Origin of the sequence: Tindallia californiensis, assembly GCF_900107405.1 — a bacterium.
GTDB classification, from domain to species: domain Bacteria; phylum Bacillota; class Clostridia; order Peptostreptococcales; family Tindalliaceae; genus Tindallia; species Tindallia californiensis.
Map to the genome: position 1 here is coordinate 400,347 of NZ_FNPV01000003.1, position 17,164 is coordinate 417,510.

The 17,164-nt window shown below is 41.2% G+C and carries 14 protein-coding genes; 7 read left to right on the forward strand and 7 right to left on the reverse strand.

The genetic code is table 11. From position 1 onward, the window contains the following. Positions 1-46: 46 nt before the first annotated feature. From BLV55_RS05870 to BLV55_RS05900, 7 genes are all read right to left on the reverse strand, one after another. Positions 47-559, reverse strand: a complete 513-nt coding sequence (locus BLV55_RS05870) for an ECF transporter S component (RefSeq protein ID WP_093312234.1) — start codon at positions 557-559, stop codon at positions 47-49. A gap of 65 nt (positions 560-624) precedes the next feature. Further along, positions 625-2,337 carry an NADH-dependent [FeFe] hydrogenase, group A6 gene (locus BLV55_RS05875; RefSeq protein ID WP_093312236.1) on the reverse strand — a complete coding sequence of 571 codons (1,713 nt, stop codon included), beginning with the start codon at positions 2,335-2,337 and terminating at the stop codon, positions 625-627. A gap of 13 nt (positions 2,338-2,350) precedes the next feature. Then, positions 2,351-3,541, reverse strand: coding sequence for an NADH-ubiquinone oxidoreductase-F iron-sulfur binding region domain-containing protein (locus BLV55_RS05880; RefSeq protein ID WP_093312239.1), 1,191 nt, complete (start codon positions 3,539-3,541; stop codon positions 2,351-2,353). A 274-nt stretch (positions 3,542-3,815) separates the two neighbouring features. Next, entirely contained in the window at positions 3,816-4,643 is an 828-nt protein-coding gene (locus tag BLV55_RS05885; RefSeq protein WP_176968282.1) for a DUF169 domain-containing protein, read from the reverse strand. Positions 4,644-4,659: 16 nt separating this feature from the next. Then, positions 4,660-5,502: a MetQ/NlpA family ABC transporter substrate-binding protein gene (locus tag BLV55_RS05890; RefSeq protein ID WP_093312243.1), complete on the reverse strand. Its 843-nt coding sequence runs from the start codon at positions 5,500-5,502 to the stop codon at positions 4,660-4,662. A 13-nt stretch (positions 5,503-5,515) separates the two neighbouring features. Continuing rightward, positions 5,516-6,193 carry a methionine ABC transporter permease gene (locus tag BLV55_RS05895; protein ID WP_093312245.1) on the reverse strand — a complete coding sequence of 226 codons (678 nt, stop codon included), beginning with the start codon at positions 6,191-6,193 and terminating at the stop codon, positions 5,516-5,518. Continuing rightward, entirely contained in the window at positions 6,183-7,178 is a 996-nt protein-coding gene (locus BLV55_RS05900) for a methionine ABC transporter ATP-binding protein (protein ID WP_093312248.1), read from the reverse strand. The genes BLV55_RS05895 and BLV55_RS05900 overlap by 11 nt, the downstream gene beginning before the upstream one ends. Before the next feature lie 387 nt (positions 7,179-7,565). Between BLV55_RS05900 and BLV55_RS05905 the strand changes: the two genes are divergently transcribed. The 7 genes from BLV55_RS05905 to BLV55_RS05935 all read left to right on the forward strand — a co-directional run bounded on the left by BLV55_RS05905 (position 7,566) and on the right by BLV55_RS05935 (position 16,987). Continuing rightward, entirely contained in the window at positions 7,566-8,387 is an 822-nt protein-coding gene (locus BLV55_RS05905; protein ID WP_242870045.1) for a copper amine oxidase N-terminal domain-containing protein, read from the forward strand. 100 nt (positions 8,388-8,487) lie between these two features. Beyond that, a complete protein-coding gene (locus tag BLV55_RS05910) occupies positions 8,488-10,182 on the forward strand; it encodes a histidine kinase N-terminal 7TM domain-containing protein (protein WP_093312251.1) in 1,695 nt (564 codons plus the stop codon). Between the two features lie 247 nt (positions 10,183-10,429). Continuing rightward, positions 10,430-10,963, forward strand: coding sequence for a phage tail protein (locus BLV55_RS05915; RefSeq protein WP_242870046.1), 534 nt, complete (start codon positions 10,430-10,432; stop codon positions 10,961-10,963). 68 nt (positions 10,964-11,031) lie between these two features. Continuing rightward, positions 11,032-11,520: a phage tail protein gene (locus BLV55_RS05920; RefSeq protein ID WP_207646033.1), complete on the forward strand. Its 489-nt coding sequence runs from the start codon at positions 11,032-11,034 to the stop codon at positions 11,518-11,520. A 15-nt stretch (positions 11,521-11,535) separates the two neighbouring features. Next, complete coding sequence (locus tag BLV55_RS05925; RefSeq protein ID WP_093312254.1) at positions 11,536-12,057, forward strand: phage tail protein; 522 nt, start codon at positions 11,536-11,538, stop codon at positions 12,055-12,057. A gap of 51 nt (positions 12,058-12,108) precedes the next feature. Further along, complete coding sequence (locus BLV55_RS05930; RefSeq protein ID WP_093312256.1) at positions 12,109-15,867, forward strand: S-layer homology domain-containing protein; 3,759 nt, start codon at positions 12,109-12,111, stop codon at positions 15,865-15,867. Positions 15,868-15,886: 19 nt separating this feature from the next. Continuing rightward, a complete protein-coding gene (locus tag BLV55_RS05935; protein WP_093312258.1) occupies positions 15,887-16,987 on the forward strand; it encodes a response regulator in 1,101 nt (366 codons plus the stop codon). Positions 16,988-17,164 lie beyond the last annotated feature (177 nt).

The window sequence follows — 17,164 nt, forward strand, 5'->3', positions numbered from 1 at the left end:
AAGAAAAGCCCGCTACCCATGGGTAGCAGGCGCTCAGTTGCTTTTTTCAGCTTTTGATATTTTGAGGCAGGTATCGATAAACCACTAATGCCATACCTCCACCAATCATTGCTGTATAAAACTGAGGCATGGAAAAAGCGGCAATCAAAGGCGTTGGAATACCAGAAAAAAAGGTAAAGGCCATTAATCGAATCAATACAGCCATCATAAAAAACTTTCCAACACTGGCAGACAGCACGGCCAGCCACTGATGTTGGGGGTAAAGCCCCTGAAAAAGCAACACCAGCGTTATATTTCCACACATCACCACCGGCAATAAAGGAAATAAGGGCATAATCCCTAGCAGGTAAGCGGCTAAAGGTGTGATGCATCCAATCGTGATGGCTGCTCCAGGACTTACCAGTAATACCGAAAGCATTAGTGTCATATTAACCAAAGGGCCTACCACCGGTTGAGCAAAGGACGCAAGTCCAATTTGAAACATAAGGGTTAAAGCAAGTAATACAGCTGTTTTAGCTAGCGAAGCTGTTTCCGTTCTTCGTTCTGTTATCGTCGACATTGTCCCACTCCTTCTTTTCCTTTTTCAGAAAACAGGCCCCAAAATCAATTTCTTCCGATCTACCTTCAATGTGTATGCAGCAATTCATGAGCTTTGTGCCCACCTGGTTCACCTAAATAGTTTTTATATATTTGCATTATCAGTGGGTTTTCATGAGACCGCCTAATCGCAGCATTTTTATCCATCTGATACATGCCTTCCATCCGATCTTTTATCATTGCCATAGAGTCTTTTAAGGGCGCTCCACCACCATTGATACAGCCACCCGGACATCCCATCACCTCTACAAAATGATAGGCTTTTTCGCCAGATTCAATTTTTTCTAACAGTTTTTTCGCAGCGGCCGTTCCATGAACAACAGCTACCTTTACTTCCATACCAGCTATTTCCAGGGACGCTTCTTTGGCATTTTCCAGACCCCGGACAGCTTCATAGTCAAGGCGGTCAAAAGCTCCCTCTGTCAAGGTCCAAGCTACGGTTCTCAAAGCAGCTTCCATCACACCACCTGTCGTTCCAAAAAGACGGCCGGCACTGGTGTGTTCACCAAGAAAGTCATCATAAGGTGCATCGGCTAGTTTTTTGAAATCTATTTTTTCTAACTTAATCCATCTGGCCAGTTCCCGGGTTGTTAACACCGCATCCACATCCTGTATCCCTTTCACTACCATCTCTTCCCGTTGCGCTTCATATTTTTTTGCGGTACAGGGCATCACCGATACCATAAATATTTTTTTAGGATCTATGCCTTTCAAGCTGGCATAGTAAGATTTTGAAAGCGCTCCCATCATTTGCTGCGGTGACTTGCAGGTAGAAAGATTCTCTGTAAACTGCGGATATTCCGTTTCCACATAACGGATCCAACCGGGAGAACAAGAGGTAAACATCGGTAATTTCCCACCATTTTTTACTCGCTGAATAAATTCAGTTCCCTCTTCCATAATAGTAACATCGGCTGCAAAATCTGTGCTAAAGACTTGATTGACACCTAATTTTTTCAGGGCTGCATTCAGTTTTCCCGATATATCCGTCCCCGGTTTCATTCCAAAGGATTCCCCCAAGGTGTGTTTAACAGCCGGCGCTGTCTGCACCACTACATGAACTTCCGGATCAACTATGGCTTGCATCACCTTCCGAATTTCCTGTTTTTCCACCAACGCACCTACGGGGCAAACTTTCACGCATTGGCCACAGTTGATGCATTTGGTTTCAGCTAAGGGCTGATTTTCTTTTGTGGAGACAAGGGTATCGAAACCCCTCTCCTGATAGTGATAAATACCAATATCCTGAGTTTCCCCACAAACACGAAGGCATTTTCCGCATACAATACATTTGTTCAGATCTCTTTCGATGGAAGGGCTGGATAAATCCAAGGCTTTTTTCTGCTCTATGGTTTTTAATAGTTGTTCTCCCCGAGAAATATCATACTGATAGCATAAATCCTGCAACTGACACTCACCAGAAGTTCGATCGCAGGTCAGGCAGTCGTTAGGATGGTTGGCAATTAATAATTCTAAAGTAGCTCTCCTAGAGTTTATCACTTTTTCACTTTCTGTTTCAATCACCATTCCATCACAGGCTTTTCGATTACAGGATGCGGTTAAGTTTTCTTCCCCGTCAACCTCTACCACGCACAATCGACAATTCCCTTCGTTTCTCAGATCTGGATGGTGGCATAAGGTCGGAATTGCTATTTGATGGTTTTGACATATTTCTAAAATAGATTCCTCCTGATTTGCGGTTATTTCCTTCTGATTAATGGTCAGTTTTATTGTTTCCATACCTACTTTCCCCCTATTCTTTTCCAAAAGAGTAATCAAAAGAATGATTATCTGCCGCTGTTACGATCAAATTGATAGCTGTTTTCCCATAACCGCACAGTGCTGAATGCCGGATGGAATTTCCTAGATACGATATTTTTTCTCTGTTTTGAGGGTTTTCATTTTGATTTTCTGTTTCTAATAAGTCACCTAAGCGTTTAATTCCTTCACGACAAACCGAACATCGTCCGCAGGAGTTTTTATGATTGTTCCTCAGAGCACTCCTAAGTGTTTTTTTCGCTTCCGATTCCTCGGAAATGACTTCTGCCACACCGGAGCCTAGCAACAGTCCCGCTTTTTGAAAAGATGCATCGTCAATTACAAGATCCAGTTCCTTATGTGAAATAAATCCTCCCAAATCTCCTCCTATCTGAAGGGCATACCGATGAGGCAAATCCATTTTTTCTGAAACTTTCTCCATCATTTCCCTTAAAGTCGATCCCATATCGACCTCCATCAAAAATCCTTCCCCTTTGTGTTCCACATAAAATATTTTTGACCCGGCATTTCCTTCTTTACCGCTGGATCGATACCACTGGCTACCATTACGAATCACTAGAGAAATATTCAAAAAAGTTTCCACGTTGCTGATAAAATGTTTTTTTGTCTCCCAGATATCTTCCGTATCCCTGTAGGGTGAACGGGCCTGACTCAGATTTTCCCTATAGTTTGTTAGCAAGGAAATATCTTGCGTATAGTGAATCTGATCATGAGATAATACATGCACGGAAAAACACACCTGATAACTTTTAAAGTATCCCATCTTTTCCAGTTGTCGTATTCGCATATTCAACATCTGAGCAATAAACTGATTCTCTTTACTGACAAACAAAGTTATCTCTTCTGCTAGAGTTGCTTTTGCTGATAAATACATGCCCAATATTAAGGAATAAGGATTTTGCAAAGCCAGCATTTCATCCATTTTCGAGTGAACAATGCTTGTGGTAATGCTTTTTGCTCCTTCGTACATTGATAAGGTTTTCATATAATGACCAACCGATTCGCCTCTACCGTCTCGGCTCTTTAACCCAGCTTCCATGATTTCCGATATAATTTCATAACCAGGAAAATTATAATCTGACATAACTCCATCATTGCTTGCATCACGACTTATCTTTTCAACACTGGTCAACTCTCTTTCATTCAGCCATAAAGCGTTTTCCATAGGTTTTCACTCCTTCTTTTTTTATCCGCAAGCGGTTTTCCTTTATTAAATGCAAATTATGTGCCAACCTGTCTCAGTGGCTATGCTTGCCCATTCGTATGATTCGTCAGAATATATAGCAATTTCACGCACCTTTTTTCTCTTTATACTGTCCTGTTTTCAGGACAAAAATAAAAAGAAACACCTTATCTTTGCTGATAAAGTGTTTCTCAGAGGGGGTTTTTTTGCACCGTCCTGGAAAAAGGACAGTGTCTTGAAAAAAGGACAGTTTTTGCTATTCAACATCCCGTTGTTTTTCTTTTTCCTTTTGTTTAGGTGTTCCATAAGCTCCTCTATAGTAATTATCATTCGGTTTAATCTCTAAAGAGCTCACCAGTCCATTATCCGACAGTCTCCGGGCTATCTTTTTTTTGTTTTTATTATCTTCCATTGGGTTTGTGGTTTGAATCAGCCCGTCTACAATCGGTTCAAAATAATGGTAAGGAAATCCGATACCTAGTTCATTTTCAGACCATTGCCCCACACAACGGGTACCAGAACATAACATGGATATATTCAGAGAATTTGTTTCATAGGGATAGCTGGTGCATTCCTGACATATAGCACACATCCCAGCCATTTTAATGTTTTTCAGCTGTCCAAAATGATAGGCATAACTCTGAACAATCCGCATGGCATTATAGGGGGATGTTACAAGAACCACCACATCCGGCTCGTCCTCCTGATAAGCATCAAGAGGCTTGATTTCAACCCCGGCACAACGATGTTGACAATACACCATATCCTTTGCCACCGACCGGCTGATACATAAGTTTTTATAAACACCTAACTGTTCATGCCTGCTTCCCGAAAGGGATTCCTCGCTAATTTCCGTAAATCCTAAGGCTCTTGAAGCAGCCACACAACTTGAGTTTTCCATATTCATTTTATAGTGAGAACCTTTTGATGCATTTTTGATAGCTGTACAGTAAGGCATCCCATTTTTGTGTTCAAAAGAAGTCGATTTTTCATAATCATTTTCTGTGAGTAAAAATTTTACACCTACAGGCTTTCTGCTGAAGGATAACAATGATTCAATTAAAACACAAGATTTATTTTCCACAGGTATCTTCCTTTTATTAATCAATGTATTCGTATAATCCACCGTAGTAGTCATCGGCAAAAGCTCTTATTTCCTCGCTTCTAAAAGCATCTACCAAATCTTTAGCCCATTGTGCATCTGCATTTTTTTCTTTGACAATGACTCCTTGAGGGTAGTTTTCAGGACGTTGGTCTCTGATAATATAATTGTCAAAATCTTTTCCGGCATTCTTCATATGACTAAAAAAAGCAACTACCGCATCCATATCTTGTAGCGAACGAACGGTTTGAGTCTGATCCATTTCTACAAAGTTCAAGCCCATCGGATTTTCTTCTATATCAAGCAACGTTGCTCGTTCAACATCTTCAGACAATTTTATATAACCAGCATCACTAAAAATCCTCAAGCCTCTGTCCATATTCATTGCATCGTTCATGATCGCAACAGATGCGCCTTCCGGCATTTCTTCTATGCTTTCATACCGTTCCGAAAAGACTCCCATACCCACGGCAAACACATGAGGTTCCATCATTACCAGATCCGCATCATTAGCTTTATTGAAGTTTTCCATAAAAGGCTTATGCACAAGAAACAATCCATCTACGCTTTCATCATTTGTGGCAACCATTGTATTCACATTGTTATCAAACATCTGATACGTCATCTGGTATCCTTTTTCTTCCATCACCGGTATGACAGCATCCACAAGGGCCTGGGTTGTTTCGGCACATGCAATTACAAGATCCAACGGTTCCTTTTCTACTGCTGACTCTTCAGTGGTAACCTCTTCAACAGAAGCCTCTTCATTCGAAGATCCTGAACAGCCTGCCACCAAAGTCATTAATAATAAAACAACAAGCATCATTCCTATTTTTTTCATCCTTGTAACTCCTTTACTTTTTAATTTTTCTATATATCAATTCTCCAATTCCTTGGATTATCAATACCATGACAAATAAAATAATGACAATCGCGTACATCATTACATCATCAAACCGCTGGTATCCATAAGTCAGGGCAACAGCCCCCAAACCTCCGGCTCCTACCGCTCCAGCTAGGGTCGTACTGGCCAGAAACAGGATGGTAGTGGTGGTCAGTCCAGCGACAATAGAAGGTAAGGCTTCTGAGAGTAACACCTTAAAAATAATCTGTGAATCAGAAGCACCAAAAGATTTTGCGGCTATAACCACGTTTCTGTCTACTTCTAGCATACTCATTTCGATATACCTGGCAATCACAGGAAAAGCGGCAATAGTAAGGGGGACAATGGCCGCTTTCTCTCCAACAGAAGTTCCTACAATAACCCTTGTTAAAGGAGAAATTGCAACGATTAATATAATTACCGGAAAAGATCGGATCATATTGATCGTAAAATCTAATACTCTGTAAACTTTCTTGTTTGGCTTAAGCCCATATGGAGATGTTAAGACCAAGAAAACGGCAACAACGCTACCAATAATAAGTCCTAATATCATAGAGAAAAAAAGCATTCTTAGCGTAGCTAACAAAGCTGGCCAGATGACTTTTGGTAAATACTCTATCAATCTTGTGTCTGCAAAGTTAAGAAACATCAATTTCAGCTCCTTTGCCACAGGTATTCACCAAAGTGTATTGAATCCCATTTGCTTCACAATAGGCCTGTGTCGCATCCACCTCATGGTTATGAACGCTGATATAAAGGTGCCCAAATCGGCTGTTTTTCGATTGCTCAATATTGGCTGATACAATGGAAAATTTGATTTGATTTTCAGAAGCCAGTTTCCATAAGAAGTTCTTATCAATATCTGTACTGCGTACCGCCAGCTTTATCACCGTTTGATTTTCCGGAACACTGATTAACTCTTGTCCTACCAAGTCCTTCAGCGCTAAAGATTCTTTTAGAAATATGTTTTCTACCGTATCCTCAGCCACGATACTTCCTCTCGCAATAATAGCTACCTTATCACAGATGCTTTTCACCACGGACATCTCATGGGTTACCACCATAATGGTAATTCCCAGCTCCTTATTGATATCAGCTAATAGCTTCAAGATCGAATCCGTTGTATTGGGATCAAGGGCAGACGTTGCTTCATCGCATAGAAGCACGCTGGGATTTAGGGATAAGGCTCTTGCGATGGCTACTCTTTGCTTTTGCCCTCCAGATAATTCGCTGGGCATGGAATTTTTTTTATCCAACAGTCCCACTAGATCCAGCAACGCTTCAGATCGGGTTTCAATTTCTTTTTTATCATACTTCCAGCACTCCATAGGCAGCGATACGTTTTCAACAACATTTCTTCGATGAAGAAGCGCAAAATCCTGAAAAATCATGCCTATCTTTTTTCTAAAGTTTCTCAGTTCTTTTTCCGTTATGGAAGCTAAATTAACACCCTCAACAATCAAATCTCCCGTATCAAATTTTTCCAATCCATTGACACATCGTAATAGCGTAGATTTACCTGCGCCACTTTGTCCAATAAGGCCATATATTTCCCCTTTTTCGATAGAGAGGTTAATTTTTTTCAGTATGTCACTATGGTGATAGGATTTGTATAAATTGTGTATCTGAATCATTTTCTATTCCCAACCTGTCAAAGCAGTATTTTTAATATTCCTCATTATAGACGATCACAAAAGCGCCGTCTAATATGAATTATTGATACATTTATAAGGTTTATCTATCGATCATTCCCAAGACTTCCTATAGCCCATATCTCGAGGCTATATAATTCTTCCCACTCCCACCTCTTTCCAAAGAATTGCCTGACAATATGCCTAAATAGCCGAATAGCCGAATCGTTCAATTATCTCGATAAAGATTATGCTATAATAAACTTATCCGGAAATACTCCTCACGACAGATCACCGTTTCTTTCTGTCAAAGAAAATAAGGAGTAGGTAGTGCCGAAAGTATATTCGCAAAATTCTATTAACAAGAAGGAATGGAAAGGAAGTGAAAGGATGCATACGAAACCGAAATGCTTGTTAGTTGTTTTAATGGTATTTTTGCATGGCTTTTCCGTGTATAGTCAACCACCGGTATCCGTCCTTGTCAATGGTGTACCAGTTAACTTCGATGTCAATCCCATCAACCTAGAAGGCAGAATCCTCGTTCCCCTACGAGGGATATTTGAATCTTTGGGCGTAAGTCCTCAATGGGATGAGAAAACCCAAACAGTGACGGCACAAACAGAAAACATTCAGGTAACACTTCCTATCGGAAGTAAACATCCTACCGTCAATGGGCAGGTAGTGGAACTGGATGTGGCAGCGATGATCCTTGATGGAAGAACCATGGTCCCAACCAGATTTATTGCCGAAAGCCTTGGCGCTACCGTTGATTGGGATGAAGCCAGTCATACCGTTGTCATTCGTGAATCATCAGTGGAAAAGACAGATGATAGTATCCGTGACAAAGCATATATTCATGAAAAGATGGGATTTCATCTCACCGTTCCATCCCACTGGGAAGGTCGATACCTTATCGAAGAAACAGAGGATTCCGTCTCCTTCTATAGCCAAAGTGTGCGGGATGTAGAAGGCTTCCACTGGGGCGGATGGTTGTTCACTATCTACAGAACAGAGGATACACCAGAAATTCGTGAACAAATCAAAGAGGGCATTACTCCTTCCGAAATCATTGCCGAACAGCATGGGGTTTTGTTTAAAAAGATAGGCCCTTCCGATGTTCAGTTCCCTCATGAAAATCAAAGGGTCACAGAGGAGTATTTTGCCTTGTATGACGAAACTCACCTTATTACCGACAGTTTTGCTTTTCGTTAGCTACAAAGATTTCCCATGACCATTTTTATGATCACGGGAAATCTTTGCCCCTCCTCTCCTCTTCAATCACTAGATATTACCTAAGGATGCGATGAACATAATGAACACAGTTCAATTGACGTACACCCTATTATTATTATCTACCATACTTTGCTCATTTTTCTTGCTTCGATATGCTTATAACAGAAGAAAAATGCCTGCCGCAAAGTATTTTATGATGCTATTGATAATGGCCGCTTTCTATAGTATGGCTTATGTCGGAGAGATAAATGCAAAAGACTTTTCTACGGCCATTTTCTGGTTTAATGTTCAGCATATCCCCATCCCTATCCAACATTACCTGTGGATGCTGATGAGTTTAGAATATTCAGGAGCATCTAAAAAAATAGTTCAACTAGCTAAATACGCAGGACTTTATCATCCAATTTTCTATATACTTATCTTTTTTACAAACAATTATCACCAGCTCTATATTTCCTCTTTTCAATTTGAATCTAACGGATATTTCGAAGTTATAGTTACCACTAAAGGTCCCTTATTTATGGTGTTGGTTGCCTCCGGAACTTTTTTAGGCATTATCTCGATGTTTTTTTATATCAAAGGATTACTGCGTGCTTCAGCCTATCATAAGAATGGCTATGTCATTATGATTATCGCTTCCTTACTACCATGGATGACAGTCTACTTAAATGCCAGTAATAGAAGCTACCTGGGTATCGATTATTTCCCGATTGTATCCGGCTTATCAGGCATTCTCTACATATTCGGAATATTCTATTTTAGAGTTTTCAATACAATTCCCCTCGCAACAGAAATTGTCTATAAACAGTCCAACGAAGGCATACTTTTGATCGATGTCAACGATCATGTCATCGATGTAAATGATACCCTGCTACAACTTTACCCTGACTTAAGGACAAGGCCCCAGCATTATACTTTTACTTCTTTTCTAAATCATCATCCGGAATTAAGAAAGATTAAGGATAGTCATTATCTGCCCCAGTTTACATTACCCATAAAGGGAGGAATTGGTTATTACTCAGCCAAAGTGACCAGCATTTTCGGAGAAAGTCATCTGGAAATTGGTAAAATAGTAACCATTACCGATATCACTCTTTTTATTGAGAATCAAAAGGCTTTAGAATCCATTGCTACTACAGCATTGGACAAAGCCGAAACAAGTGAACTTTCTTTTCTGCAAGCCCAAATCAATCCCCATTTTCTGAACAATACTCTAAGTGTGATTGGCGCCATGATTAATCGAGATCCTGTTGGAGCTAGGGAACTTATTGGAAATCTCGGAGAATACTTGACTAATAGATGCTATTTCGACCATACCAACCCTATGGTTTCGCTAGAGGAAGAGCTGGAAGCCGTGAACACCTATGTTGCTATTGAAAAAGCCAGATTCGGTAACCGGCTCAATTTCCATGTGGTGTGCACTAACGTGCCTCAGGTATATATCCCGAGGTTAATCCTTCAACCCTTAGTGGAAAACGCCATTCAGCACGGTATCCTAAAAAAAGCCGATGGCGGTAATGTATGGTTACTCATCAACAAAAGAAACGACGAAGTATTCTTCGAAGTAAAAGATGATGGTGTGGGTATCGGCGAATCCCAGAAAATACTGTCAGGAAAAAATGGGAAAGGAGTCGGAATCCCCAACATTCACAAAAGACTTCTGAGTCATTACAAAAACGGGCTCACCATTGAAAACACTGAAGAACAGGGAACATCTATTACTTTTTCTGTACCCTATTCCTCAAAGCCAAAGAATCCTTCTGCCGTAAAATAACCGACATGTGTCAGAATCCTGTTAGAATCATATGCTACATTTGTAAGTAAGATTGTATCCTACGATTCATAGTATTTACTTGCATGAAAAGGTATAGTGTGAACCAACTATCCAAAAGTAATTTGTTTCTTATCAAATGAGCCCCTCTGTCTAGTAATAGCAGTAAATACACCACCTGTTTTAGTATAAGAATTTCATGCTCTGACTAACCACCTAAACAGATAAAATATCCCCCGGAGAAAGGAAAATGAATATGGATCAGTATATTGGAGAGATCAGAATGTTTGCAGGTGATTATGCCCCAAAAGATTGGGCGCTGTGCAACGGTCAATTGTTGAATATTAATGAACACAACTTTCTTTATAGCTTAATAAACAAAGCCTACGGCGGAGATGGAGTAACCACCTTTGCATTACCAGACTTAAGAGGGCGAATTCCAATTCATCAAGGAAGAAGCAATAGTGGAAAAACCTATACTCTCGGAGAAACTGGCGGAACAGAAGAAGTAACCTTAACCTATGCACATTTGCCAATTCATAATCACCATATAACAGCTACATCAACAGAAGGAACAGAAATATCTCCAGAAGGAGCATCCCCTGCGAATAAGATACCACAGTATACACAAGAAATCGAAGCGCTAAGCCATATGAGTACAGAGTCAGTTTCCTATGAAGGCGAGAACGATCCTCATAATAATATGATGCCTTATTTGTCAATTAATTATATCATTGCCCTTACTGGTTTGAAACGACAATCCTTTTTTGAGCAGAAAAGGTAAAGAGCATGGCCTATCCCGTTAATATCCAATTAGAGAATGAATCATTTGAAATAAGGAGGTATATTAGAGTGGAATTTTTTTTAGGTGAAATCAAACTATTTCCTTTCCCCTTTGCACCAGAAGGCTGGGCGCTTTGCGATGGTCAATTACTACAAATAAACCAACATTATGCTTTATACTCATTATTAGGTACAGCCTATGGCGGAGATGGAATCACTACCTTTGCACTGCCCGACTTAAGAGGCCGCGTACCTATTCATTTAGAAGCAGGTCAAACCGGAGGAGTAGAAACGCAATGGCTTACAGTGAGTCAAATCCCAAGACATACTCACACCTTTTATGCAAGCACCACCTTTTCAGATGAAAGAGAAGCCGTAGGCAATCTGTTGGCAAGCGATGAAAGAATGCCATACAAGAAAAACCCCATTTCAACGGTTAATATGAGTAATGTGGCTCTATCATACAGTGGAGAAGCTCAAGTCCACAATAATATGCAACCTTATACAGTGTCAAATTTTTGTATTGCATTAGAAGGTGTTTATTCAAATAAAAACTAAAACGGAGGCTCACAAATGACCCCATTAATAGGAGAAATTCGTATTTTTGCAGGAAATCACCCTCCAGAAGGTTGGGCTTTTTGCGATGGTCAAATCCTTGAAGTTTCACAAAATCCTGCATTGTTTTCTATCATAGGCCCTAGATACGGTGGAGATGGGTACAGAACATTTGCATTACCGAATCTAACAGGAAAAGCACCCGTTGGTTGTGGACAGGGAGAAAACTTAACTAAAAGAGAATTAGGGTCTACAGGAGGATCTTCTACCGTAAGATTAAGCAATAGACAATTGCCTAGGCATCATCATATTCCTCAGTGTACTACCATATCGGGCACACCAGTGAGCAGTCCTGAAAATGCGGTTTTTACAAATATAAGAGGAAGACATCCTGCTGCTTATACCACTGTAGCAAATGCGAAACTTGCATCCTACACTGTACAAATAGCCGGTGAAGGAGAACCCCACGAAAACATGCAGCCCTATTTAGGTTTAAGTTTCATCATAGCCCTACAAGGTATATATCCCATTAGGCCGTAGCCTGTTGAATATAATCACACATAGAACTTTATGTAAGAAAGGAAACATGACATGCATAAAAAAATATTTCGAGTTGCTTTATGTATATTGTTATTATTGCTAATAACAGCTGGACATAGCAACTCCTTTGCCAGTGAACTTATAATTGATGTAGAAAGAGATAAGTTTGTAGAGCTTGACAACTACGGACTTTTCTTATCATACCCAGATGGCGTCGATCCTGATACGGCATCGCCGGGACCTAATAACAAGATTTTCGTTGGCTATGATCCTTCTTTTGGTATGGATATAGGCGTCATCGGATTTGATTTAAGTGATATTAACAGAAATAAGACCATCAAAAGTGCAAAGCTGCGTTTTTTTGTAATTAATAACCAACCCCATAGCTTTATTACTATCTATGGGTCCCTTGTCGATGGATGGGCAGAATATGACACGATAATTCCTAATCAGGATTTTTTAATCGTAGAAGGGGATACCGCTTATTCAATCAATCATCAGGTACAATACGATGTAACGAATTATATTAACATGAAAGCCTCTGCTGGTAATCAGGCAACTTTTGTCATCAGCGGTCCCCAATCTGAATTTGGGTATATTACTTTTCCAGATAGAAGCAATATAGATCCTCGATATCAAAATCAGTTCCATAAAACCCATCTGATAATAGAATATGAGCTTGCCCCACCAACAGGAACAGTAAGTATAAATGAAGGGGCCACCTACACAAAAAACAGCAGTGTCATATTGGCCCTTTCGGCCAATGCTTCAGGAGCAGAACCAATAGAAATGAGATTTTCCAACGACAATCTAAATTGGAGCAATTGGGAATCCTACTCAACATCAAAGACATGGACATTGTCAACGGGTGATGGAGAAAAAAATGTTTATGTTCAATACAAGAATAACGAAGACATATTAAGTGTTGATGAAATAAGCGACAGCATTATTTTAGACACCACAGCACCTGTTGGCACAATAGAAATCAATGCTGGCGATACAGAAACCACATCAGCTAATGTCACACTCTCCATAACAGCGGATGATGGAACAGGTGTAGGAAACATTTCCATGCAGTTCTCCAACAATGGTACAGACTGGAGCCAATGGAAGCCCGTGGACGACACCTATCATTGGAGTGTAAGTGACAGCTATGGTATGAAAACCGTGTACATGCGATTGAAGGATGCATTAGGCAATACCAGCGAAGCCTATTCTAATACAATCAGATATAAATCCATACCTGTGCCACATCAAAACAACACTATCTCTGGGAATATCAATGAGTTGTTAGTTTTTCAGGCAGAAGACTTTTTATATGACAACGGGGATGGCAGTCCTATACAAAAGATAAGGATAACTTCCCTGCCTGTAAATGGACAGCTGCTACTCAATAATAATAGCATTACAGTAGATCAAGAAATATTGGTGGAAGATATCCCTTTATTAACGTTTCTTCCAGAAGACCATTGGAGTGGCATTACTACTTTTGAATGGAAATGCAAGGATGCCTCTAATTACTCGATTATCTCAGGAGAAATCACCATAAGCATTGCCGCTTTACCCAACAATACCAACTTAAGTGATCTCGCTCTCTCCAGTGGCACTTTGGATCCAGCGTTTCAAAGTAATACCACCAGCTATACCGCCAGTGTGAGTAATGCGGTCACCAGCATCACCGTCACTCCCACCGCTGAAGATCATCTGGCCACAATCGCTGTTAATGGCACGCCGGTGACCAGCGGTTCAGCCAGTGGGGCTATTGCGCTGCCCGTTGGTACCACCACCATCCAGGTAGTAGTCACCGCCCAGGATGGCTTCACCACCAAAACCTATATCCTAGAGGTGCTCCGACGCCAACCAACCAGTGTCACCGTCAGCCCTGCCAGCGTAACAGGTCATATGGATTTTACACAAACTTTTACCCTTAGCCTGGAACATGAAACGGTGACAGGCGCTGTTTATGCTTCCGATATAAACTTGTCAGGTGCCTTTAACGACCTTACCGTTGACCAGGTCAACCACACTTCTGATACTGTCACCGCTACCCTTACTGGCCAACTGGATCAGGCAGGGGTGGGGAAAATATGGATTCATGAAAATCGGTTGTCCAACAGTACACTGCCTCTCAATGCTGAGGTAATAGTGACGCTTTTAACCATTTCTTACGATGCCAATGGTGCCACCAGTGGTACTGTGCCCGAGAGCCGTTCTTGTGCCACCGGTGCTTCCATCACTGTTTCTGATAACACTGGCAATCTTCATAAGGCGAGCCACCGCTTTGCCGGTTGGAACACCCAGGCCAATGGCCAGGGCATTCACTACACTGCCGGTGAGGTTTTTTACATGGGACCATCTCATCTCACTCTCTACGCCCAGTGGACAGCAACACCTTCCGACACTGACAACGGTGGTGGTTCTGGCGGTGGTTCTGGCGGTGGTTCTGGCGGTGGTTCTGGCGGTGGTTCTGGCGGTGGTTCTGGCGGAAGGTCTTCTAGCACTACCACCGATCCTGCTCAGCCAGCTGTATCGCCAGCGGACGATTCAATGGCGTTGCGGATCAACGGCGAAGCCTATGTGGCAGGAACTGAACGATTAACGACCGTACAAGGAGAACAACTTGTTCAGTTAACCGTCGATACCGAAAAATTTCTGCAATTATTGGATCAAGTGCAGGAGTCTGATAAAAACAACGTGCTAGAACTTCTTTCTGCCACTCCCAACACTACTCGATTAACGGCCCTCTTGCCAGGGGAGATGTTACAGAAGATGGCAGAGCTGAATCTTGATCTGGCTATTGTCACAGAGAATCTGACCTATACGATTCCTGCCAAAGCCATTAACGTGGCAGATGCAGCCTCTGCACTGGGAATCGATGCTGATTCCCTGGAAGATATGGAGATCGAAGTGCAAATAACCTTTTTAAGTAAAGAAAAAGTGAAGGAGATGAAGAAAAAAGCGGAGGAGAATGGCTATGAAATCGTTTTTCCACCAGCATCTTTCAGCGTGGTTGCCACTTCTACTGTTACAGGCGAAAAAAAAGAAATCACCATCACCCAGTTTGACCGTTATGTATCCCGTACCATTTCACTGCCCTCAGGACTAAACCCCGAAACAGTGACAACGGGAGTTGTTTATCATCCTGATGGCTCTTTCTCTCATGTCCCCACCACTATTTTTGAGAAAGACGGTAAATGGTATGCCCAGTTACGTTCTTTAAGCAATTCGACCTATGCTGCCATCCACCATACGGTTACGGTGCCTTCGGTTAAGCACCACTGGTCGAAAGCTCATGTGGAAGATTTGGCTGCAAGGCTAATTATTCCTTCCCCAGAAACCTTTATGCCCGATGAATTGATTACCAGAGGTGACTTTGCCGTCTATGTCACAAAGGCTTTGGGCCTTTCCCATTCTGACATGAGTGAGATAGGTGGTTTTATGGATGTGGATCACACTCACCCCTTATTTAAGGCCATTACCATTGCCTCACACCATGGGATTATTTCCGGTTATCCTGACGGCCGTTTTCGACCAGAGGCCTCCATTACACGTCAGGAAGCCATGGTTATGTTTGCCAAAGCCATGCACCTGGCAGATTACCAGTGTGCAACACCTTCCCGTATCGCTGCTTATACTGATGTCCACACCATGGCTGACTGGGCTTATGCCTACGCTGACGAAACCACTCGGGCAGGAATCTTCACAGGAAGAACGCCTGACACCCTTGATCCGTTGGGTACTTTCACCTATGCCGAGGCTGCCACGGCTCTTCGGAATCTGCTGATACAAGCAAATTTAATTGAACGTTGACGAATGGAGTTGAAAGCCTATGATAAAAGCCATTGTAGTTGACGATGAATGGTATACTTTGGAAGAAATCAGTGATTTTCTTATGAAAACCAAAGATTTTCATGTGGCAGGAAAGTATCAGAACCCATTAAAAGCACTTGAGGAAGTGAAGGCTATCCTTCCTCAAGTGGCTTTTATTGACATTGATCTACCAGAAATGGATGGTATTACTTTATCCGAAAGACTATTAGAACTGCATGCTGACATAATGATTGTTTTTATCACCAGTTACAACCAATATGCTATTCAGGCTTTCGACTTGAACGCCATTGATTATCTTTTGAAGCCTATTAAAGAAGAAAGATTTATCCGTATGGTGGAAAAAGTTAAACAGGTAGTTAGCACTAGAAAGCAACCATCATCCTCATTTCTTGATATTAAAGTGTTTGGTCCATTAACTGTCAGCTTTAGGGATACACCCGTGAAATGGCAACGAAGCAAAGCAAAAGAGGTTTTTGCTTATCTCCTTATGAACCATGGCTGCTATGTGCATAAGGAAACCATTATCGAGGACCTTTGGCCAGACTATGAGCCTAAAAAAGCACTGAGCATATTGCAGACATCCATCTATAAAATCAGAAATCTTTTTACACAAGCAACTCATGTTCTTCAGCTGGATTATAACAACAATGGTTATTGTCTTTCGATTACCGAGGGGTACTGCGATTACTTTCAACTCTTAAAAGCATTATCCAGCTATCGGAAACACGATTCTTCTACTTATGATACTATTGAACAAGCAAGCATTCTATTCGGAAACGGATTTCTTGCTGAAGAAGGATATTTGTGGAGGTTAGAGAAAGATCAACAACTTCGAGATCAGTTGATAATGAGCTTAAAAGAAATGCTTATTGTCCATCAAGAAAACTCCTGTCCAGAAAAAGTTATCACAACATTAAAGAACATTACGCGTTTGGCACCTTTTGAAGAAAGTATGAACTATAGGCTTATAAAAATGTATCTGGAGACGAACAACCGATTGGAAGCGGAACAACATTACCAATGGGTGGAACAAACTTTGAAAAAGTTTTACGATGCAAAACCCTCCAACAAAATACGACTGCTCCTATTAAACCGGTAATCTTCAACCATCCCTCCCTTATTAACCTAGTAGCATACAAACCCCGTTCTAACACAATGTAGACAGGCTCCCCGAATAAATCAAAATACCAGATGCCACTTTTTTCGGCGTCTGGTATTTCTTTTCTTTCTTTTTATCTTTCTTCGTCCTGTCCAACCCTTTCATTTTTATCTGCTG